Source organism: Pseudomonas sp. S3_A09 (genome assembly GCF_054668065.1).
On sequence record NZ_CP162752.1, the window covers coordinates 90,906 to 110,445 of the forward strand.

Consider the following 19,540-nt stretch of genomic DNA (forward strand, 5'->3'; position numbering starts at 1 on the left):
TGGTTTTAGCCGCGCAAGGCCTTGAGCTTGGCCAACACCCCTTCCGCTGTCTGCTCACCCATCAACTGCTCACGTACCTTGCCCTTGTCATCAATGATGTAGGTCACCGGCAATGCTTCGCTGCGTGGAATATCGAAAATCTCTTCCGGGTTCTGCGCCAGCACCGTGAACTTGATGCCCAGCTTGTCGCTGGCGGCTTTCAGTTCTTCGCCCTGCACGTTGTCGAAATTGACCCCAAATACGCCTACGTTCTGCGCCTTCAACTGCTCGGCCAACGCATTGAGTTCGGGGATTTCCGTACGGCACGGGCCACACCATTCGGCCCAGTAGTTGACCACCAGCCATTGCTTGTCCAGGCGTTCGGAAGCTACCTTCTTGCCATATTGGTCAACGCCGTAATCGTTACCGCAGCCGCTGAGCAGCAGGGTTGTGATGATCGCCAATGCTCCGATCAGTCGCCTTGTCATGGGGTAATCCTTCGCAAAAATGAACGTTGGCTGCGACCTATCGCCTCTTACGGTTTAAGGACAGGTCGCTGCGCGGGTAGAATACCTGCCACCTTACGCAAGATGCGACCCGCACATGACCGATCTGACGCTTTATCACAACCCGCGCTGCTCGAAATCCCGCGGTGCGCTGGAACTGCTGGAAGCCCGCGGCCTCACTCCGACGGTGGTGCGCTACCTGGAAACCCCGCTGGACGCCGCGCAATTGAAGGCGTTGCTGGGCAAGCTGGGCATCAGCGCCCGCCAACTGCTACGCACGGGTGAAGATGAATACAAAACCCTCAACCTGGCGGACGCCAGCCTCAGCGAAGCACAGTTGATTGCCGCCATCGCCGAGCATCCGAAGCTGATGGAACGCCCTATTCTGGAAACCGCCGACACCGCCATCATTGGCCGTCCGCCGGAAAACGTGCTGGAGATTCTGCCGTGACGTCGCCGTATGTGCTGGTGCTGTATTACAGCCGCAATGGCTCGGTGAGCGAAATGGCCCGGCAGATTGCCCGGGGCATCGAGCAAGGCGGCATGGAAGCCCGGCTGCGTACCGTGCCGGCGATCTCCACCGAGTGCGAAGCCGTGGCGCCGAGCATTCCAGAGGAAGGCGCGCTGTACGCCAGCCTCGATGACTTGAAGCACTGCTCGGGCCTGGCCCTGGGCAGCCCGACCCGCTTCGGCAACATGGCCGCGCCGCTCAAGTACTTCCTCGACGGCACCAGCAACCTGTGGCTTACCGGTGCCCTGGTCGGCAAGCCGGCTGGGGTGTTCACCTCTACCGCCAGCCTGCACGGCGGCCAGGAAACCACGTTGATGTCGATGCTGTTGCCGCTGTTGCACCACGGCATGCTGATCACCGGCCTGCCCTACAGCGAACAGGCGCTGCTCGACACCCAGGGCGGCGGCACGCCGTATGGCGCCAGCCACCATGCCGGGCCTGACGGCAAGCGCCTGCTCGATCAACATGAAATCGCCCTGTGCCGCGCCCTCGGCCTGCGCCTGGCCACCACCGCCACGCTGCTGGAGAACGGCCGTGGCCAGAAAGCCTAAGGTCCTGCCGCCCCAGGCGTGGCTGGAGCCGCGGGTCAAGCTGGCGCGCGTGCTGAGCCTGCTGACGTTTTTCGGCTTGGTGGGGTTGCTGTGCGTGTACTACCTGTTCGTTGCTGATCTGCACGGCGCACGGCCGTGGGTGATCCTGCTGATCGAACTGGTGCCGCTGCTGGTGCTGACGCCGGGCATGCTGCTGGGCAGCGCGCGCGGGCATTCGTGGATGTGCTTTGTGGTGAATTTGTACTTCATCAAGGGCGCGCTGGCGGCCTATGACCCGAACCGGCAGTGGTTCGGGGTACTTGAGATGCTGGCGAGCCTGGCGGTGTTTTGTACGGCGTTGTTGTATGTGCGGTGGCGGCATCAGTTGAATCGGCGATTGGTTGAAGCCCGCGACGCCTGAAACTCAGCCTTCGCGAGCAAGCCCACTCCCACATTTGGATGCATTCCCCTGTGGGAGCGGGCTTGCCCGCGAAAGCATCAACGTGGTCTCAATGATTCACCGTATACGCCAGCATCATCGACAACTGGCACATCGGCCGCCCACTCTCGGCATGCCACTGGTTGAACGCCCCCTGCACCGTCGCCAGGTCGCGCAGGCTGGTCGGCGCCTTGTCGACAATCTTCTGCGCGTTCAGCGCCGCCACCACGTCATAACTCGGCACAAAGGTGTCCTTGCCGACCATGCGCAGGAAGCGCGGCGCTGACAGCCCGCCGAGCTGGTGACCATGCTTGCTCAGGTATTTCCACAACCCGACGATATCGGTCACCGGCCAATCGGCGACAAACGCGCCGAAACTGCCCTTCTCCTGCTCGATGTCGAGAATCATCTGCGCATTGCGCGGTACGCTCTTGAGCTTGCCCAAGTGACGGATGATGCGCGTGTCCTGCATCAGCCGCTCCAGGTGCTCGGCGCCCATCAGCACGACCTTTTCCGGGTCAAAACCGAAGAACACCTGCTCGAAGGCCGGCCACTTGGCGTCCACTACGCTGTGCTTCAAGCCCGCACGAAACACACGCAACGCCAGGGTCGACAGGTAGCGATCATCGCTGATCTTGCGCAATTGCGCCGGGGTCTTGGGTACAGGCAGGTGGGCTTCCAGCTCGGCCGCCGAACCGAATCGGTTCAGACAGTATTCGTGCAGCCACTTGTAATCGCGCATGCCCTCTCCTAGCAATTGAATTGAAAACGGCGCCCGCAAGCGCCGTGTGTCAGAGCGTTGAATCGACTCAGAGGTTCACAACATTGACGAAGCGCGACGCAGCGGTCTCATCAATCTTCAAGCTGGTGAAGTCGAACAGGTTACGATCGGCCAACTGCGAGGGAATCACATTCTGCAGGCTGCGGAAGATGCTTTCGGTACGGCCTGGGGTCTTGCGCTCCCAGTCCACCAGCATTTCCTTGACCACCTGGCGCTGCAGGTTCTCCTGGGAGCCGCACAGGTTGCACGGAATGATCGGGAATTGCTTGAAGTCGGAGTAGGCCTGGATGTCTTTCTCGTTGCAATACGCCAGCGGGCGGATCACCACATTGCGCCCGTCATCGGCGCGCAGCTTGGGCGGCATGGCCTTGAGTGAGCCGTTGAAGAACATGTTGAGGAAGAAGGTCTCGACGATATCATCGCGATGATGACCCAGTGCCATCTTGGTCGCACCGATCTCGTCGGCGAACGTGTACAGCGTGCCACGGCGCAGGCGCGAGCACAGCGAGCAGGTGGTCTTGCCCTCCGGAATCAGCTCCTTGACCACCGAGTAGGTGTCTTTTTCGACGATGTGATACTCGACACCCAGCGCCTTGAGGTAGGCCGGCAGCACGTGCTCAGGGAAACCCGGTTGTTTCTGGTCCATGTTGACGGCGACGATCTCGAATGTGATCGGCGCGACCTTTTGCAGGTGCAGCAGCACGTCGAGCATGGTGTAGCTGTCTTTGCCGCCGGAGAGGCAGACCATGACCTTGTCGCCGTCCTCGATCATGTTGAAATCGGCGACCGCTTCCCCGGCCAGGCGACGCAGGCGTTTTTGCAGTTTGTTCTGGTTGACCGTAAGAGTGCCCATGGCGCTTGGATCCGCTAGAGGTGTGTGACGAAAAGCCGGTTATTTTACGCAAAAAAACCATCAAAAGGGCTAGCGGTAAAAGACCTCGCCGCGATTAAGCTCAATGTTTACAGCGCAATTTGCTCTAAAGGCCCTACAGTTATTCCGGTCATCACTTCCTATACTGCGACTAGAGGTCGCACATCTATCCGGACCTTTGAGGCCATTTGGCCCGTGGGCGCTCCGATGGGGGGCGATGGTAATAACGACAGGAGTGACTGGCATGATCCATCACGTCGTGGGGCTGTTTACCCATCCCGACCAGGAATGGCGGGAAATCCGTGGCGATAAAGAAGAAAGCATCGGCCACATGTACCTCACTCACACCTTGATTCTTGCGGCGATCCCCGCCGTATCCGCCTTTATCGGCACCACCCAGGTCGGCTGGGTCATCGGCAATCGCGCACCGGTGATGCTGACCCAGGAAAGCGCCTTGTGGATGACCCTCATGTCTTACGCCGCCATGCTCGGCGGCGTGGCGGTAATGGGCGCGTTTGTCCACTGGATGGCACGCACCTACGACGCCAACCCCAGCATGGCGCGTTGCGTGGCCTTTGCCACCTACACCGCTACGCCGTTGTTTATCGGTGGGCTGGCCGCGCTCTATCCGCATATGTGGCTGGGCATGGTCGTGGGTACGGCGGCCATTTGTTACACGGTGTACTTGCTCTATGTCGGGCTGCCGACCTTCATGAACATCGACCCCGATGAAGGCTTCCTGTTTTCCAGCTCGGTACTGGCCGTGGGCCTGGTGGTCCTGGTGGCAATCATGGCGTTTACCGTGGTCGTCTGGGGCCTGGGCGTGGGCCCTATCTACACCAACTGACCTTTTCAACCCCCAGGCAAAGCCACCGCAAGGTGGCTTTGTGCATCATGCATGACCATTCGGCGCCTGACAGATTCGGAAACACCCAGCTTTGCGGCATACTGGACGTCTCTGGAGATATGTACAGCATGCCCGAGCAACTCAATACCCGCGTCGAAGATTGTTTCCTGCAAGCCGAATCCTTTTTCAAACGAAGCTTCAAACGCCCCCAGGTCAGCCTCAAGCTGCGTGGGCAAAAGGCCGGTGTCGCGCATTTGCACGAGAACCTGCTGCGTTTCAACCCACAGTTGTACCGTGAAAACAGCCAGCACTTCCTGAAACAGACCGTGGCCCACGAAGTCGCGCACCTGATTGCCCACCAATTGTTTGGCGAACGTATCCAGCCCCATGGCGAGGAATGGCAATTGATCATGCGCGGGGTCTACGAACTGCCGCCGGATCGTTGCCATACCTATGAGGTGAAGCGTCGTCAGGTGACTCGCTATATCTATCGTTGCCCGTGTGCCGATAGCGACTTTCCGTTTTCGTCGCAGCGACATGGCATGGTGGCTCAGGGGCGGCGGTATTTGTGTCGCAGGTGTCGGCAGACGCTGGTTTTTACCGGGGAAACTCGGGTGGAGTGAGGGCCTCTTCGCGAGCAAGCCCGCTCCCACATTCGCCTGTATTCCAAGGTCAGAACACGTTCGGTTGTGGGAGCGGGCTTGCTCGCGAAAGCGTCAGATCAGGCACTACCCAACCACCTTGGCCTGTCGCAGCTCGGCTATCCGCTGGGCACTAAGCCCCAGCTCCACCAACACCTCATCACTGTGTGCGCCCACGGCAACGCCAATATGCCGAGGCGCCGGTAACCCGTCGGAAAACTTCAACGGACAGGCAAGCTGCGACTGGGTCGAGCCGTCGCCCCGCGGCACCTGGCTGACCAGCGCACGCGCCTTCAACTGCGGATGCGCCACGGCTTCGCTCAGGGTCAACACCGGTTCCACACAGGCATCTGTCGCGGCAAACAGCGCACACAGCTCATCAAAACTGCGCTTTTCAAACTCGACCTGCAGCGCCTGCTTGAGGGCTTTTTGCTGTTCCGGCTTGGGCGACAAACCTTGCGCGGCCAGTTCGGGGCGGCCCAAGGCTGTGCAGAGTTGTTGCATAAACGCCGGTTCCAGGCTGCCCACCGACATCCAACGCCCATCCCGTGACCGGTAATAGTCGTAGAAACTACCGCCATTGAGCACATGGCTTTCCCACTCAGGCTCCACCCCACACGCCAGGTAACCCGCGCCGGCCATCGCGTTCAGGCTGAACGAGCAATCGGTCATGCTCACATCCAGGTATTGCCCCACCCCGCTCTGCTGCCGAGCGATGACCGCCGCCAGCAACCCCACCACCGCATGCAGCGAACCACCGCCCACGTCCGCCAACTGCACGCCGAGGGGCAAAGGCCCGGCGTCCTGGCGCCCGGTGTAGCTGGCCACTCCGGCGAGCGCCAGGTAATTGATATCGTGCCCGGCGCGGTCCTTATAGGGGCCAGTCTGGCCGTAACCGGTGATCGCCACATAAATCAGCCGGGGGTTGATCGCCTTCAGTGCCTCATAGCCCAACCCTAGGCGATCCATTACCCCAGGTCGGAATTGTTCGAGCAGAATGTCGTAGTCGTTCACCAGTACCCGTACGATCTCCAGCGCCTCGGCCTGCTTGAGGTCCAGTGCCAGACTGCGCTTGTTACGATTGAGGTAGGCGTGGCTGGCCGAAGTGCCCTGATCATGGGGCGGCAGCACCCGCAACAGGTCCATGCGTGTGGGCGACTCGATACGCAGCACTTCGGCGCCCATGTCCGCCAGCATCAGGGAGGCAAACGGGCCGGGCAGCAGGGTGGAAAAATCCAGCACTTTGAGGGACGCCAAGGGACCTGACATGGGCACTCCATTTCCGTTTCGACTGCCCACAGACTAGGCAGCCTTGCCCCTGAGGGCAATCGCCGGAACGGTCACCGACAGTGACCGTTTTGATCACGGCGGGCTTTTTCGTGGCGGCGGCTTTATCATTGGCTCACGTTTGCTTGCAGAGTGTTCCATGAAGTTTGCGATTGCAGTGTTTTCCGCCGCCCACGCGCCCTCCTCGCGCCGTGCCCTGCTGTTCGCCCAGGCGGCATTGGCCGGCGGGCATGAGATTGTGCGGCTGTTTTTCTATCAGGACGGCGTGCACAGCGCGTCCAGCAACATCGTTGCGCCTCAAGATGAGCAAGACATCGCCCGACAATGGCGCGAGTTTGTCAGCCAGCACTCGCTTGATGGCGTGGTGTGCATTGCCGCCGCCTTGCGCCGCGGCGTGCTCAACCAGGAGGAAGCCACGCGTTATCAGCGCAGCGCGGTCAACCTCGACGCACCTTGGGCGTTGTCGGGCCTGGGGCAGTTGCACGATGCCGCCCAGTCCGCCGACCGCCTGATCTGTTTTGGAGGGGCGTGATATGTCCAAATCTCTTTTGGTGATCAACCGCCAGTCGCCGTGGTCCGGGCCAAGCGCCCGCGAAACGCTGGACATCGTGTTGGCCGGCGGCGCTTTCGATCTGCCGATCGGCCTGCTGTTCCTCGATGACGGTGTGTTCCAGCTCGCGCCGCACCAGGACGCCAAAGCCGTGCAGCAAAAAGACCTCAGCGCCAACCTTCAAGCACTGGGTCTGTTCGGCATTGATGAAGTGTTCGCCTGCAGCCACAGCCTGGCCGAGCGCGGCCTCTCAACACCCGCCAACGCCCAGCCGCTGGACACTGCAGCGATCTGCGAACTGATTGACCGTTACGACCAGGTGATTACCCTCTGATGTCGACTCTACATGTGGTATCCCATTCCCCGTTTACCGATAGCCGCCTCGCAAGCTGCCTGCGCATCTGCGGCGCCACGGACGCCATCCTGCTCTGCGGCGATGGCGCCTATGGGCTGCACAACGCGGCGCTGCAAACAAAGGGCGTGAAGGTGTTTGTGCTGGCCGAAGACATGCAGGCCCGCAATCTGCCGCTCCCGGACTGGGCCGACAGCGTGGACTACCCAGGCTTCGTGCAATTGTCGATTGACTACGACAAGGTCAACACCTGGCTATGAACACCCTGACCGTAGGCGCACGCACCCTGGAACTGGACAAGGACGGCTACCTGGCCCACCTGGACGACTGGTCCACTGACGTCGCCAATGCCCTCGCCGCCGCCGAAGCTTTGGAGCTGACCGAGGCCCACTGGGAAATCCTCGAATTGCTGCGCCAGTTTTATGCCGAATTCCAGCTGTCACCGGCCACACGCCCGTTGATCAAGTACACGGCCTTGAAACTCGGCCCGGAAAAGGGCAACAGCCTGCACCTCAACAAACTGTTCAACGGCACTCCCGCCAAACTCGCCGCCAAACTGGCGGGCCTGCCCAGGCCGACGAATTGCTTATGACCGACTTTGCCCCGCTGACCCTCGAAACCCCTGCCGAGCACCCGTTTGCGCAGTTCGTGCGCATCCTGGGCAAAGGCAAGCGCGGTGCGCGCAACCTCACCCGCGAGGAAGCGCGCGAAGCCATGGGCATGTTGCTCGACGAAAAAGTCGAAGACACCCAGCTCGGCGCCTTCCTGATGCTGCTGCGCCACAAGGAGGAAAGCCCGGAAGAACTCGCCGGTTTCACTGAGGCCGTGCGCGAACGCCTGGCCGCCCCGGCGCTGAACGTGGATGTCGACTGGCCAACCTATGCCGGAAAGAAGCGCCATCTGCCGTGGTATCTGCTGGCGGCCAAGTGCCTGGCGCAAAATGGCGTGCGTATTCTCATGCACGGCGGCGGCGCACACACGGCGGGGCGGCTGTACACCGAGCAATTGCTGGAAGGTTTGCAGATCCCGCTATGCCGTAACTGGCAGCAGGTCGAGAGCGCCTACACGCAAGGCAACCTGGCGTTTATCCCGCTGGGTGACTGGGCGCCGCAACTGCAACGCATGATCGACCTGCGCAACACCCTGGGCCTGCGCTCGCCGATCCACTCCCTGGCGCGTTTGCTCAACCCCCTGAATGCCCGCCTGGGCCTGCAAAGTATTTTCCACCCCGGTTACCAGGGCGTGCACCGCGATGCCAGCGGCCTGCTCGGCGACAACGTAATCGTGGTGAAGGGTGATGGCGGCGAGATCGAGATCAACCCTGACTCGGCGAGCCACCTGTACGGCACCACCGGCGGCGAAAGCTGGGACGAGGAGTGGGCCGCCCTCTCCGCCCAACGCCACGTCAAACCGGCCACACTCGAACCGGAACACCTGAAGGCGTTGTGGCGCGGTGATGTCGAAGACAGTTATCCGCAATTGGCCTTGATCGCGACCATGGCCCTGGCGTTGCGCGGCCTTGGCCATTCACGCGAACAGGCGTTCATCCTGGCCCAGCAATACTGGGATGCGCGAGACAAATCGATTTAATCGATCATTAACGCCCGGTCTTTGCGCTTTTAGTTCGAACTCAGCCCTTTAGACTGGGCTCCAACGCTTAATAGTCGAGGAGCCAGTCATGGGTTTGCTGATCGAAGGACACTGGAAAGACCAGTGGTACGAAAGTAGCGCAGACGGCGCATTCCAACGGGAACAGGCGCAACGCCGGAACTGGGTGACCGCCGACGGCGCGCCAGGCCCGAGCGGCGAAGGCGGTTTCAAGGCCGAGGCCGGCCGTTATCATCTCTACGTCTCCCTCGCCTGCCCGTGGGCCCATCGCACCCTGATCCTGCGCAAGCTCAAGGGCCTGGAAAGCCTGATTGATGTATCTGTGGTCAGTTGGCTGATGCTGGAAAACGGCTGGACCTTCGACAAGGCCCACGGCTCGACCGGCGACAAGCTGGATGATTTTGACTTCATGCACCAGCGCTACACCGCTGACACTGCCGATTACACCGGGCGCGTCACCGTACCAGTGCTGTGGGACAAGAAGCTCAAGCGCATCGTCAGCAATGAATCGGCGGAGATCATCCGCATGTTCAACAGCGCGTTCAATGAGTTGACCGGCAATACCCTCGACTTCTACCCCGAGCCGCTGCGCGCGACCATCGACGCGCTGAACGAGCGCATCTACCCCGCCGTGAACAACGGCGTATACCGCGCAGGCTTTGCCACGTCGCAGCAGGCGTATGACAGTGCGTTTGAGGATGTGTTTGCCGAGCTGGATCACCTGGAACATCATCTGGGTGACCATCGCTACCTGGTCGGTGAATACCTGACCGAGGCGGATGTACGGCTGTTCACCACGCTGATTCGCTTTGATGCGGTGTATTACAGCCACTTCAAATGCAACCTGCGCAGGATTGCGGACTATCCGAACCTGTCGAATTGGCTGAGGGAGATGTATCAGTGGCCGGGGGTGGCCGAGACGGTGGATTTCGAGCATATCAAAGGGCATTACTATGCCAGTCACCGCACGATCAACCCGACGGGGATTGTGCCGAAGGGGCCGTTACAAGCGTTTGATACTGCGCATGATCGTGGGCGGCTAAACGGCAGAGCTGTCTGGGGCTGATCCAGATGCAGTGTTGTGTCTGAAGGCGTCATCGGGAGCAAGCCCCCTCTCACATTGGCATGCATTCCAATATGAGAGGGGGCTTGCTCCCGATGCTTTTAAGGCTCAAACCTGGGACTGCGCGCCTTCAAACCACTTGAGCTTCTCGCGCAACACCACCACCTCACCGACGATCACCAGTGTCGGCGCATGCACTTCATGCTCCGCCACCAGCCGCGGCAGGTCCGCCAGGGTGCCGGTAAATACACGCTGGTTGGACGTGGTGCCCTGCTGGATCAGCGCTGCGGGGGTGTCCGATGCACGCCCGTGCTTGATCAGTTGCTCACAGATGATCGGCAAGCCAATCAAACCCATGTAGAACACCAGGGTCTGCGACGGCCCCACCAGATCCTGCCAAGGCAGGTCTGACGTCCCGTTCTTCAAATGCCCGGTGATAAAACGTACCGACTGGGCATAGTCACGGTGAGTCAGCGGAATCCCGGCATAGGCCGCGCAACCACTGGCTGCGGTGATTCCCGGTACGACCTGGAACGGGATGCCGTGGGCAGCCAACTCCTCGATCTCTTCGCCACCCCGGCCAAAGATAAACGGGTCGCCACCTTTGAGGCGCAGCACTCGCTTGCCTTGCTTGGCCAAATCCACCAGTTGCTGGTTGATCTGGTCTTGCGGCACGGCATGATCGGCACGACGCTTGCCGACATAAATTCGCTCGGCATCACGGCGGCACAGTTCGAGAATCGCCGGAGCGACCAGGCGGTCATACAGCACCACGTCGGCTTGCTGCATCAGGCGCAGGGCGCGGAAGGTCAGCAGGTCGGGATCACCCGGCCCTGCGCCCACCAAATAGACTTCGCCCGGCGCGTAGGGTGGCGCGCCGTTGACCTTCTCGACCAGCAAGCGTTCGGCTTCATCACCCTGCCCGGCCAACTGGCGGTCGGCGATCGGGCCCTGGAAAACCTCTTCCCAAAACGCACGACGCTGCTGAACATCCGGGTACAAGCCTTTGACCTGGGCACGAAAACGCGCCGCCAACCCCGCCAACTGACCATAGGTGGACGGAATCCAGGTTTCCAGCTTCGCTCGGATCAGGCGTGCCAGCACCGGCGCATCGCCGCCGCTGGACACTGCGATCACCAACGGTGAACGGTCAACAATCGCCGGGAAGATCACGCTGCACAAGGCTGGCGCATCCACCACGTTAACCGGCACGCAACGGCGCTTGGCATCGCTGGACACTTGCGCGTTCAGCGGCTCGTCGTCCGTGGCCGCGATGATCAGGGTGCAACCGTCGAGGTCCGCCTCCTGATAACCGCGCAAAATCAACTCCCCGCCACTCTCCAGTACCCGTTCACGCAACTGGTCTTCGATCTGGGGAGCAACCACCCGCAGCAACGCACCGGCATCGGCCAGCAGCCGGGATTTGCGCAAGGCAATCTCCCCGCCACCGACGACCAACACACGACTGCCGCGCAGGTTATGAAACAGCGGCAGAAATTCCATTTAGCGGATGACCTCAACGCCCGCCATGTAAGGCTTGAGCACTTCCGGTACACGGATCGAACCGTCAGCCTGCTGGTAGTTTTCCAGCACTGCCACCAGGGTACGGCCTACCGCCAGGCCGGAACCGTTAAGGGTATGCACCAGCTCCGGCTTGCCGGTTTCCGGGTTACGGAAACGCGCCTGCATGCGACGGGCCTGGAAATCACCGCAGTTGGAGCACGACGAAATCTCGCGGTACTTGTCCTGGCTCGGCACCCACACTTCAAGGTCGTAGGTCTTCACGGCGCTGAAACCCATGTCGCCGGTGCACAGCGCCAGCACACGGTACGGCAGCTCCAGCAATTGCAGGACGCGTTCGGCGTTGGCGGTCAGGCCTTCCAGGGCTTCCATGGACGTCGACGGCTCGACCACTTGCACCATCTCGACCTTGTCGAACTGGTGCTGGCGGATCATGCCGCGGGTGTCACGGCCCGATGCGCCGGCTTCGCTGCGGAAGCACGGGCTGTGGGCCACGAACTTGATCGGCAGTTGCTTGGCGTCGAGGATCTCGCCGGCGACGATGTTGGTCAGCGACACTTCGGCGGTCGGAATCAGGTACAGGTCGGCTTCGCCGTCGCGGCTGATCTTGAACAGGTCCTCTTCGAACTTCGGTAACTGGCTGGTGCCCATCAACGCCGGCGCCTGCACCAGATACGGGGTGTAGGCTTCTTCGTAACCGTGCTCGCCGGTGTGCAGGTTGATCATGAACTGCGCCAGGGCACGGTGCATGCGCGCAATCGGACCGCGCAGCAAGGCAAAGCGCGCGCCGGACATCTTGGCCGCAGTTTCGAAATCCAGGCCGCCGGTCAATTCGCCCAGGGCGACGTGGTCCTTGATCTCGAAATCAAAGGCGGGTGGCGTGCCCCAGCGACGCACTTCGACGTTACCGTCTTCATCTTCGCCAATCGGCACGGATTCGTGCGGGATGTTGGGGATGCCCAGCAGGATCGAATCCAACTCGGACTGGATTTTTTCCAGCTCGACTTTACCGTCGGACAGCTCAGTGCCCATGCGCTCGACATCCGCCATCAGCGGCGCGATGTCTTCACCGCGCTGCTTGGCCTGACCGATGGATTTGGAACGCGCATTACGTTCAGCCTGCAGTGCTTCGGTGCGGGTCTGGACGGTCTTGCGCTGTTCTTCCAGCGCTTCGATGCGCGCAACATCCAAGGCAAAGCCACGGGATGCCAGGCGGTCCGCTACGTCCTGAAGGTTGCTACGTAACAGTTTGGAATCGAGCATGTCGGTCTCTCGTTTATCAAAGTTTGGTCAAGGACAGGCCAGCCCAGGTGGCGAGCAGCCCGCCGAACACGCTGATGCCCAGGTACCCGAAGGCTATCAGGGCCTGCCCGCTTTCCAGCAGGCGCAGCGTATCCAGTGAAAAGGATGAAAAGGTCGTCAGACCGCCTACAAAGCCGACAATCAAGCCAGCCCGAATTTCAATCGGTACTTCCGGGCGCAACAGGAACCAGCCATACAACAGCCCGATGATCAAACAGCCCACCAGGTTGACCGCCAGGGTCGCCGCATAAAAATGCTTCGGCCAGTTGGCGCTGACCCAGGTGCTAGTGGCGAAACGCAATAATGTACCAGCGATGCCGGCTGCGGACACGGCTAGAATCGTCTTGAACACTACTTTCTCCGTTGTTTAGGGCTGAGTCGATCGAGTTCGGCGAGGTGATTGAGCTTTTCACCGATCTTCAGCTCCAGGCCACGGGGCACCGGCTGATAGAGCGGGAGTGGCTCAAGGTCATCGGGGAAGTAGTCTTCACCGGCCGCATAGGCGTCCGGCTCATCGTGGGCGTAGCGGTATTCATCCCCATAACCCAGTTGTTTCATCAGCTTGGTCGGCGCGTTGCGCAGGTGCATCGGCACTTCGAGGGAGCCGTATTCGGCGGCGGCGCGCAAGGCCGACTTGAAGCCCATGTACACCGCGTTGCTTTTCGGCGCGCAGGCCAGGTAAGTGATGGCCTGGGCCACTGCCAGCTCGCCTTCCGGGCTGCCGAGGCGCTCCTGCACGTCCCAGGCGGCGAGGCACAGGCTCAGTGCGCGTGGGTCGGCGTTGCCGATGTCTTCGCTGGCCATGCGTACCACGCGGCGTGCCAGGTAGAGCGGGTCGCAGCCGCCGTCGATCATGCGCGCGAACCAGTACAGCGCGCCGTCCGGGTTGGAGCCGCGTACGGATTTATGCAAGGCCGAGATCTGGTCGTAGAAGGCTTCGCCGCCCTTGTCGAAACGACGGCGCGTGTCGCCGAGCAGGCTTTGCAGGAGGTCGACGCCAATCTCGCTGCCGTCTTCGGCCAGGTCGGAAGCGTTCTCCACCAGGTTGAGAAAGCGGCGACCATCACCATCGGCGGCGGTCAGCAGGATCTTGAAGCCCTCTTCGCTGACGCGAAGTTGCCGCTTGCCCAGGCCTTTGTCTTCACTCAGGGCGCGCTGCAGCAATTTCTGCATCGCCGCTTCGTCCAGGCTTTTCAGCACATAGACCCGCGCGCGAGAGAGCAAGGCGTTGTTCAATTCAAACGAAGGGTTTTCGGTGGTGGCGCCGATAAAAATCAGCGTGCCATCTTCCACATAGGGCAAAAACGCATCCTGCTGCGATTTGTTGAAGCGGTGCACTTCATCGACAAACAGGATGGTGCGCTTGCCGTACTGCCCGGCCTGCTGCTTGGCGACTTCCACCGCCTGGCGGATCTCCTTGACCCCAGCCAGTACCGCCGAGACCGTTTCGAAGTGCGCATCCGAGACCTTCGCCAGCAGCCGCGCCAGGGTCGTCTTGCCCACCCCCGGCGGCCCCCAGAAAATCATCGAGTGCAGCGCCCCCTGCTCCAGGGCTTCGCGCAAAGGCTTACCGCGAGCAAGCAGGTGTTCCTGACCGACGTACTCATCCAGGTTGGTCGAACGCAAGCGTGCGGCCAATGGCTGGGCAATCGGGTCACTTCGAAACAGGTCCATGGGCAGCGTGTTATTCCTGGATCACGTCGGCACCCTTGGGGATGTCGAACTTGAACTTGGCGGCGGGCACAGGCTGGTTGGCCTTGACCCCGGAGAACAGTATGTCGGTGCGTTGGCCGACACTGTCGACCAGGCGCATATTGTTGATCACGCCATTGCCGAACGACAGGGACAGCGTATCGAACAGCGTGTCCTTGGATTTCGGCTTGAGGGTGAACTCGATCACGTTGCTGGTTTGCTTGGAGGTGATGTCGAAGCTGTCGTTGATCTTCGACACATCACCCGAGAGCAGCAGCGCCGGGGTCTGGTTCAGGCGCGGGTCCAGCTTCTTGATGGTCGCCTGCTGCAAGTCAGGGTCCCACAGGGTCACCTTCTGGCCGTCGGACACGATGGTCTGCTCGGCCTTGCCTTCGGTGTGCCAGTAGAACAGGCCAGGACGCTGCACGGCCATTTCGCCTGCGGTTTCCTGCAACTGGGTGCCGCCGGCATCCAGGGTCAGCTGGGAGAAGCGCGCGGTCAGGGTCTGGGATTTGTCCAACAGGTTCTTCAGGCTCGCGACGGAGGCCGGGTCAGCGTGAGCCGAAACAGCAGTCAGGGCCAGTGCCGGCAACAACAGCATGCGGATAAGGCGCATGGGAGTCCTCATTGATTATTCAGGGCGCGCCGCGTGTTGCCACGCGGTGCGGGATCAGTCGCGCATCTGCCCGGGGGCGATCACTTCACGCGAACCGTTGGTGTTCATTGCGGTGACGACACCCGCCATCTCCATGGCTTCGATCATGCGGGCGGCGCGGTTGTAGCCGATTTTCAGTTTCCGCTGCACCGCAGAAATCGAGGCGCGACGACTCTCCAGCACAAAGGCCACGGCCTCGTCGTATAGCGCGTCGGTTTCAGCATCGTCGTCACCACCGCCGCCGCCGTTTTCAAAACCGCTGCCGGCTTCTTCGACGCCGTTGAGGATGTCGTCGTTGTACTCGGGTGCGCCGCGCAGCTTCCAGGCCTCCACCACGCGGTGCACTTCGTCATCGGAAACAAAGGCGCCGTGGACCCGGATCGGCAGGCTGGTGCCCGGCGGCATGTAGAGCATGTCACCGTGGCCCAGCAATTGTTCGGCGCCGCCCTGATCGATGATGGTCCGTGAGTCGATCTTGCTCGACACCTGGAACGCCATACGCGTGGGAATGTTGGCCTTGATCAAACCCGTGATCACGTCCACCGACGGACGCTGGGTCGCGAGAATCAAGTGGATACCGGCCGCACGGGCCTTCTGGGCGATACGTGCGATCAGTTCTTCGACCTTCTTGCCGACGATCATCATCATGTCGGCGAATTCGTCGACCACCACCACGATAGTCGGCAGCTTGGTCAGTTTCGGCGCTTCGTCATGAATGCTTTCGCGCTTGTACAACGGGTCATCAATGGTCTCGCCGCGGTCGTGGGCTTCCTTGATCTTGGCGTTGAAGCCCGACAGGTTACGCACGCCCATCTTCGCCATCAGCTTGTAGCGGCGCTCCATCTCGGCCACGCTCCAGCGCAGGGCGTTGGCGGCGTCCTTCATGTCGGTAACCACTGGGCACAGCAGGTGCGGGATCCCTTCGTAGATCGACAACTCCAACATTTTCGGGTCGATCATGATCAGCTTGGCGTCTTCCGGGCCGGACTTGAACAGGATCGACAGGATCATCGCGTTCACACCCACCGACTTACCGGAACCGGTAGTACCGGCCACCAGCAGGTGAGGCATCTTCGCCAGGTCGGTGATCACCGGCTTGCCGCCGATGTCGTGGCCCAGGGCCAGGGTCACCGGCGACTTGAAGTTGTCATATTCAGGCGTCGACAGCACTTCGGAGAAGCGCACGATCTGACGGTCTTCGTTGGGAATCTCGATACCCACGGTGGTCTTGCCGGGGATGACTTCCACTACGCGCACACTGGTCACGGCCAGGGAACGGGCCAGGTCCTTGGCCAGGTTGGAGATGCGGCTGACCTTCACACCGGCGGCCGGCTGGATTTCGTAACGGGTGATCACCGGGCCGGGGTGGATCGAGTCCACCGACACTTCGACGCCGAATTCCTTGAGCTTGATTTCCAACAGGTGACCGACGGCCGCCAGGGATTCCGGTGAATAGTTGAGTTGTTTCTTTTCGGCCGGGTCGAGGATCGAGATCGGCGGCAAAGTACCTTCGACGGCACTGTCGATGAACAGCGGCGCCTGTTTCTCTTTCTGCACGCGGTGGCTCGGCTCGGGAGCCTTGGGCGGAGCCGGCGCGATCACCGGCGGTACCTGCTTCTCGCGGTCCGACATGTGTTTGCTCAGGGCCTGCTCGCGCTCTATCAGGCGCTCCTTGACCTTGGCCTGCTCGCGCCGATCCGGCGTGCTCGGGGCCACGACCTCGTTGACGCGGGTGTCCACCTCGCGCAATTGGGCGACCATGCGCTTGCGATCGACACGGGCCGCCCACCAGCGGTTGGCAGCGCCCTGGAACAGTTCCAGCAGGTCGAGGGTGATCTTGCCGGTCACGTCCATCACCTTGAACCACGACAGGTCGGTGAACACGGTGAGGCCGAACAGGAACAAGGCGATAAACATCAGGGTGCTGCCCTGGATATTCAGGGTCTTGCGCGCCAGGTCGCCGAGGCTTTCGCCCAGCGCCCCGCCCGCGCCCGCCGGCAGGCCGGTCGGTGCATGAAAATGGATATGCGCCAGCGCCGCGCCGGACAGCACCAGGAACACCAGGCCGATCAAGCGCCAGGAAAACAGCCAGCCGCTCCACTGCCACGGCTCGTGGCGCTGGCGGAAGATCTGCCAGGTCTTGATCGCCAGCAGCAACGGGAAGATATAGGCGAAGTAGCCCAGCACCATGAACAGGATATCGGCGCTGTAGGAACCGGCAGGCCCACCGAAGTTCTGCACGTCTTCGATCTTGCTGTTGTGGCTCCAGCCCGGATCGTCCTTGCCGTAAGTGAGCAAGGCCATCATCAGGAACAGGCACAGGGCGCCGATAGCGATCAGCGCACCTTCCTTGAGGCGATAGTGCAGGTGCTGGCGCCAGGCCGGCACGACTGCTGCTTTAGGTGTTGCGGCGGATTTCTTCAAAACGGGTCTTTTCCTGCGCCTTTAGCGCGTCCATCTGTTGAATGACTGCAAATACTGCCCAATCCGAGCAGCTGAAAAATGAACGTGCGTCGTTGAATCTACTTTTAACATTGGGCGCTTGCTGGATGAAATGACGAAAGCGCCACAATGCCCGCATTGTACGGGTTTGTGCCGGCGATGCCACGCCCTTGCCCTTCACTCGGCAGCCTAGCCAAATTTTTGTCACAACATGTTCAATTTGAGCATGCATTGCCTTTGCTGACAAAGGCTTATGCGCTGTTTTTGTCAATCAAGGCAAGCTTGGCAAATGGCCTGCATCGCACAGGCCCGATTACGACCACGTCCCCGACACAGAGTTGCAGAAACACCTGCTCACGCTAATCCACGCCAATGGCCGATTCGGGCTGGCCCGATGGCCCCATGTCGACAATAATCAGCACTGCGCAAGCAGGTGCCATACCTGCCACTCCCTCCCCTTCCGTAAGCCTGGATGCCATGCTGACCTGGTTACAACGCGATTCACTGACATTCCCTCCACTCGCCAAGGCGATGCGCGAACCCAATGGTCTGCTGGCTGCCGGCGGCGACCTGTCGGCCGAGCGCCTGGTACAAGCCTACCGCCACGGTTGCTTCCCGTGGTTTTCGGAGGGCCAGCCGATCCTCTGGTGGTCGCCCGACCCGCGCACCGTCATATTCCCCGACGAGCTGCATGTCTCCCGAAGCCTGGGCAAACTGTTGCGCCAGCAGCGCTACACCGTGACCTTCGATCAGGATTTCGCGGCGGTCATTCAGGCCTGCGCGGCACCGCGTGCTTATGCCGACGGCACCTGGATCACCGAAAGTATCCAGAGCGCTTACCTGACGCTCCACCAGCGCGGCTACGCCCATTCGGTGGAGGTTTGGGACAACGGCACGCTGGTGGGCGGGCTGTATGGCCTGGCGATGGGCCAGCTGTTTTTTGGCGAGTCCATGTTCAGCCGCGCCGACAATGCCTCGAAATTCGGCTTTGCCACACTCACCCGACAACTGCAGGCCTGGGGCTTTGTACTGATCGACTGCCAAATGCCCAACGATCACCTCCATAGCCTGGGTGCCCGCGCCATATCCCGCAGCGACTTCGCAGGTTTCCTGCGCGACCATCTGGACCAGCCCAACGCTGGACCGTGGGTTTCCTAGGCGACTTCCGCGCTCCTGGCTTACACTTATTTCAAAGCTTATCCGAGGGTTGATCATGACCGAGTTGGCGCGTTTGAAGTTTTATGCCACTCAACCCCACTCTTGCAGCTATCTGCCCGACGAGCAGGCCACCACACTGTTCCTCGACCCCAGCCAGCCTATGGACGTGCATGTGTATGCCGACCTGTCGGAGATGGGCTTTCGGCGCAGCGGCGATCATCTGTACCGGCCTCATTGCCAGAACTGTAATGCCTGCGTCCCGGCGCGTATTCCCGTGGCGCAGTTTCTGCCGGACCGCAACCAGAAACGCATCCTCAAGCGCAATGCCGACCTGACGGTGATGCCAACCAAGCCACGGTTCACCGAAGAGTACTTCGACCTGTACCAGCGCTACATCGAAGAGCGCCATGCCGATGGCGATATGTTTCCGCCCAGTCGCGACCAGTTCTCCACGTTCCTGGTACGCGACCTGCCGTTCTCGCGCTTCTATGAGTTTCGCGCCGACGGCCGGTTGCTGGCGGTGGCCGTGACCGATTTACTGCCTAACGGCCTGTCGGCGGTCTACACCTTTTACGAGCCCGGCGAAGAGCGCCGCAGCCTGGGACGCTTTGCAATCCTCTGGCAAATTGGCGAAGCCTTACGCCTGGAACTGGAAGCTGTGTACCTCGGCTACTGGATCAAGAACTGCAAAAAGATGAACTACAAGACCCAATATCGGCCCATAGAACTGCTAATTAATCAAAGATGGGTCGTGCTTAACTAGAACCCCTTGGCTTAAACACCCTTTTTCGGGCACAATGCACGC

General features: G+C 60.9%; 24 protein-coding genes. 13 read left to right on the forward strand and 11 right to left on the reverse strand.

Features of this window, described 5'->3' with window-relative positions; all coding sequences use genetic code 11:
- Window positions 1-5: 5 nt before the first annotated feature.
- Complete coding sequence (locus AB4N92_RS00445) at window positions 6-467, reverse strand: TlpA disulfide reductase family protein (protein WP_010209638.1); 462 nt, start codon at window positions 465-467, stop codon at window positions 6-8.
- Between the two features lie 115 nt (window positions 468-582).
- Here AB4N92_RS00445 and arsC point away from each other — a divergent pair, with 115 nt between their 5' ends.
- The 3 genes from arsC to AB4N92_RS00460 are packed head-to-tail and all read left to right on the forward strand — an operon-like array spanning window position 583 to window position 1,947.
- Window positions 583-936, forward strand: coding sequence for an arsenate reductase (glutaredoxin) (gene arsC, locus AB4N92_RS00450; protein ID WP_010209636.1), 354 nt, complete (start codon window positions 583-585; stop codon window positions 934-936).
- Window positions 933-1,547, forward strand: coding sequence for an NAD(P)H:quinone oxidoreductase (gene wrbA, locus AB4N92_RS00455; protein WP_010209634.1), 615 nt, complete (start codon window positions 933-935; stop codon window positions 1,545-1,547). The genes arsC and wrbA overlap by 4 nt, the downstream gene beginning before the upstream one ends.
- Complete coding sequence (locus AB4N92_RS00460; RefSeq protein ID WP_042572150.1) at window positions 1,531-1,947, forward strand: DUF2069 domain-containing protein; 417 nt, start codon at window positions 1,531-1,533, stop codon at window positions 1,945-1,947. The genes wrbA and AB4N92_RS00460 overlap by 17 nt, the downstream gene beginning before the upstream one ends.
- Window positions 1,948-2,035: 88 nt before the next feature.
- Here AB4N92_RS00460 and AB4N92_RS00465 read toward each other — a convergent pair whose 3' ends face one another.
- Together AB4N92_RS00465 and ttcA are read right to left on the reverse strand one after the other, a co-directional pair.
- On the reverse strand, window positions 2,036-2,707 hold the full coding sequence (locus AB4N92_RS00465) for a DNA-3-methyladenine glycosylase I (RefSeq protein WP_010209632.1): 672 nt from the start codon (window positions 2,705-2,707) through the stop codon (window positions 2,036-2,038).
- 67 nt (window positions 2,708-2,774) lie between these two features.
- A complete protein-coding gene (gene ttcA, locus AB4N92_RS00470) occupies window positions 2,775-3,599 on the reverse strand; it encodes a tRNA 2-thiocytidine(32) synthetase TtcA (protein WP_010209631.1) in 825 nt (274 codons plus the stop codon).
- 262 nt (window positions 3,600-3,861) lie between these two features.
- Here ttcA and AB4N92_RS00475 point away from each other — a divergent pair, with 262 nt between their 5' ends.
- Window positions 3,862-4,464 (forward strand): Yip1 family protein, encoded by a 603-nt coding sequence (locus AB4N92_RS00475; RefSeq protein WP_010209630.1) that lies wholly within the window; start codon window positions 3,862-3,864, stop codon window positions 4,462-4,464.
- A gap of 128 nt (window positions 4,465-4,592) precedes the next feature.
- The gene (locus tag AB4N92_RS00480; RefSeq protein WP_010209629.1) at window positions 4,593-5,087 is read left to right on the forward strand and encodes a SprT family zinc-dependent metalloprotease; all 495 of its coding nucleotides are present in this window, start codon (window positions 4,593-4,595) and stop codon (window positions 5,085-5,087) included.
- Window positions 5,088-5,192: 105 nt separating this feature from the next.
- Here the strand turns inward: AB4N92_RS00480 and AB4N92_RS00485 are convergent, their stop codons facing one another.
- A complete protein-coding gene (locus tag AB4N92_RS00485) occupies window positions 5,193-6,374 on the reverse strand; it encodes a CaiB/BaiF CoA transferase family protein (RefSeq protein ID WP_010209624.1) in 1,182 nt (393 codons plus the stop codon).
- A 157-nt stretch (window positions 6,375-6,531) separates the two neighbouring features.
- Between AB4N92_RS00485 and tusD the strand changes: the two genes are divergently transcribed.
- The 6 genes from tusD to AB4N92_RS00515 all read left to right on the forward strand — a co-directional run bounded on the left by tusD (window position 6,532) and on the right by AB4N92_RS00515 (window position 9,968).
- Window positions 6,532-6,924: a sulfurtransferase complex subunit TusD gene (gene tusD / locus AB4N92_RS00490; protein WP_021492753.1), complete on the forward strand. Its 393-nt coding sequence runs from the start codon at window positions 6,532-6,534 to the stop codon at window positions 6,922-6,924.
- A 1-nt stretch (window position 6,925) separates the two neighbouring features.
- Window positions 6,926-7,276 carry a sulfurtransferase complex subunit TusC gene (gene tusC / locus AB4N92_RS00495; protein ID WP_042572148.1) on the forward strand — a complete coding sequence of 117 codons (351 nt, stop codon included), beginning with the start codon at window positions 6,926-6,928 and terminating at the stop codon, window positions 7,274-7,276.
- Window positions 7,276-7,554, forward strand: a complete 279-nt coding sequence (gene tusB / locus AB4N92_RS00500; protein ID WP_010209618.1) for a sulfurtransferase complex subunit TusB — start codon at window positions 7,276-7,278, stop codon at window positions 7,552-7,554. Before tusC ends, tusB begins: the two co-directional genes overlap by 1 nt.
- Window positions 7,551-7,886, forward strand: a complete 336-nt coding sequence (locus AB4N92_RS00505) for a TusE/DsrC/DsvC family sulfur relay protein (RefSeq protein ID WP_047540918.1) — start codon at window positions 7,551-7,553, stop codon at window positions 7,884-7,886. Before tusB ends, AB4N92_RS00505 begins: the two co-directional genes overlap by 4 nt.
- Complete coding sequence (locus tag AB4N92_RS00510; protein ID WP_021492755.1) at window positions 7,883-8,884, forward strand: glycosyl transferase family protein; 1,002 nt, start codon at window positions 7,883-7,885, stop codon at window positions 8,882-8,884. Before AB4N92_RS00505 ends, AB4N92_RS00510 begins: the two co-directional genes overlap by 4 nt.
- 88 nt (window positions 8,885-8,972) lie before the next feature.
- On the forward strand, window positions 8,973-9,968 hold the full coding sequence (locus AB4N92_RS00515; RefSeq protein ID WP_154847085.1) for a glutathione S-transferase family protein: 996 nt from the start codon (window positions 8,973-8,975) through the stop codon (window positions 9,966-9,968).
- Window positions 9,969-10,073: 105 nt separating this feature from the next.
- Here the strand turns inward: AB4N92_RS00515 and cysG are convergent, their stop codons facing one another.
- From cysG to AB4N92_RS00550, 7 genes are read right to left on the reverse strand one after another with little or no spacing between them, the layout of a single operon-like run.
- Window positions 10,074-11,468 carry a siroheme synthase CysG gene (cysG, locus tag AB4N92_RS00520; protein ID WP_021492757.1) on the reverse strand — a complete coding sequence of 465 codons (1,395 nt, stop codon included), beginning with the start codon at window positions 11,466-11,468 and terminating at the stop codon, window positions 10,074-10,076.
- Window positions 11,469-12,749 (reverse strand): serine--tRNA ligase, encoded by a 1,281-nt coding sequence (gene serS, locus AB4N92_RS00525; RefSeq protein ID WP_176332166.1) that lies wholly within the window; start codon window positions 12,747-12,749, stop codon window positions 11,469-11,471.
- Window positions 12,750-12,765: 16 nt separating this feature from the next.
- Complete coding sequence (crcB, locus tag AB4N92_RS00530; protein WP_042572146.1) at window positions 12,766-13,140, reverse strand: fluoride efflux transporter CrcB; 375 nt, start codon at window positions 13,138-13,140, stop codon at window positions 12,766-12,768.
- A complete protein-coding gene (locus tag AB4N92_RS00535; RefSeq protein ID WP_010209607.1) occupies window positions 13,140-14,462 on the reverse strand; it encodes a replication-associated recombination protein A in 1,323 nt (440 codons plus the stop codon). The genes crcB and AB4N92_RS00535 overlap by 1 nt, the downstream gene beginning before the upstream one ends.
- Before the next feature lie 10 nt (window positions 14,463-14,472).
- The gene (gene lolA, locus AB4N92_RS00540) at window positions 14,473-15,096 is read right to left on the reverse strand and encodes an outer membrane lipoprotein chaperone LolA (protein WP_010209605.1); all 624 of its coding nucleotides are present in this window, start codon (window positions 15,094-15,096) and stop codon (window positions 14,473-14,475) included.
- A gap of 54 nt (window positions 15,097-15,150) precedes the next feature.
- Window positions 15,151-17,559, reverse strand: coding sequence for a DNA translocase FtsK (locus tag AB4N92_RS00545; RefSeq protein WP_010209603.1), 2,409 nt, complete (start codon window positions 17,557-17,559; stop codon window positions 15,151-15,153).
- A complete protein-coding gene (locus tag AB4N92_RS00550; RefSeq protein ID WP_137205507.1) occupies window positions 17,534-17,809 on the reverse strand; it encodes a hypothetical protein in 276 nt (91 codons plus the stop codon). Before AB4N92_RS00550 ends, AB4N92_RS00545 begins: the two co-directional genes overlap by 26 nt.
- 245 nt (window positions 17,810-18,054) lie before the next feature.
- On the opposite strand from AB4N92_RS00550, the gene aat reads away from it, so the two are divergent.
- Window positions 18,055-18,735, forward strand: a complete 681-nt coding sequence (aat, locus tag AB4N92_RS00555) for a leucyl/phenylalanyl-tRNA--protein transferase (RefSeq protein WP_045791934.1) — start codon at window positions 18,055-18,057, stop codon at window positions 18,733-18,735.
- Between the two features lie 55 nt (window positions 18,736-18,790).
- Complete coding sequence (locus AB4N92_RS00560; protein ID WP_010209600.1) at window positions 18,791-19,498, forward strand: arginyltransferase; 708 nt, start codon at window positions 18,791-18,793, stop codon at window positions 19,496-19,498.
- The last annotated feature ends 42 nt before the right edge of the window (window positions 19,499-19,540 follow it).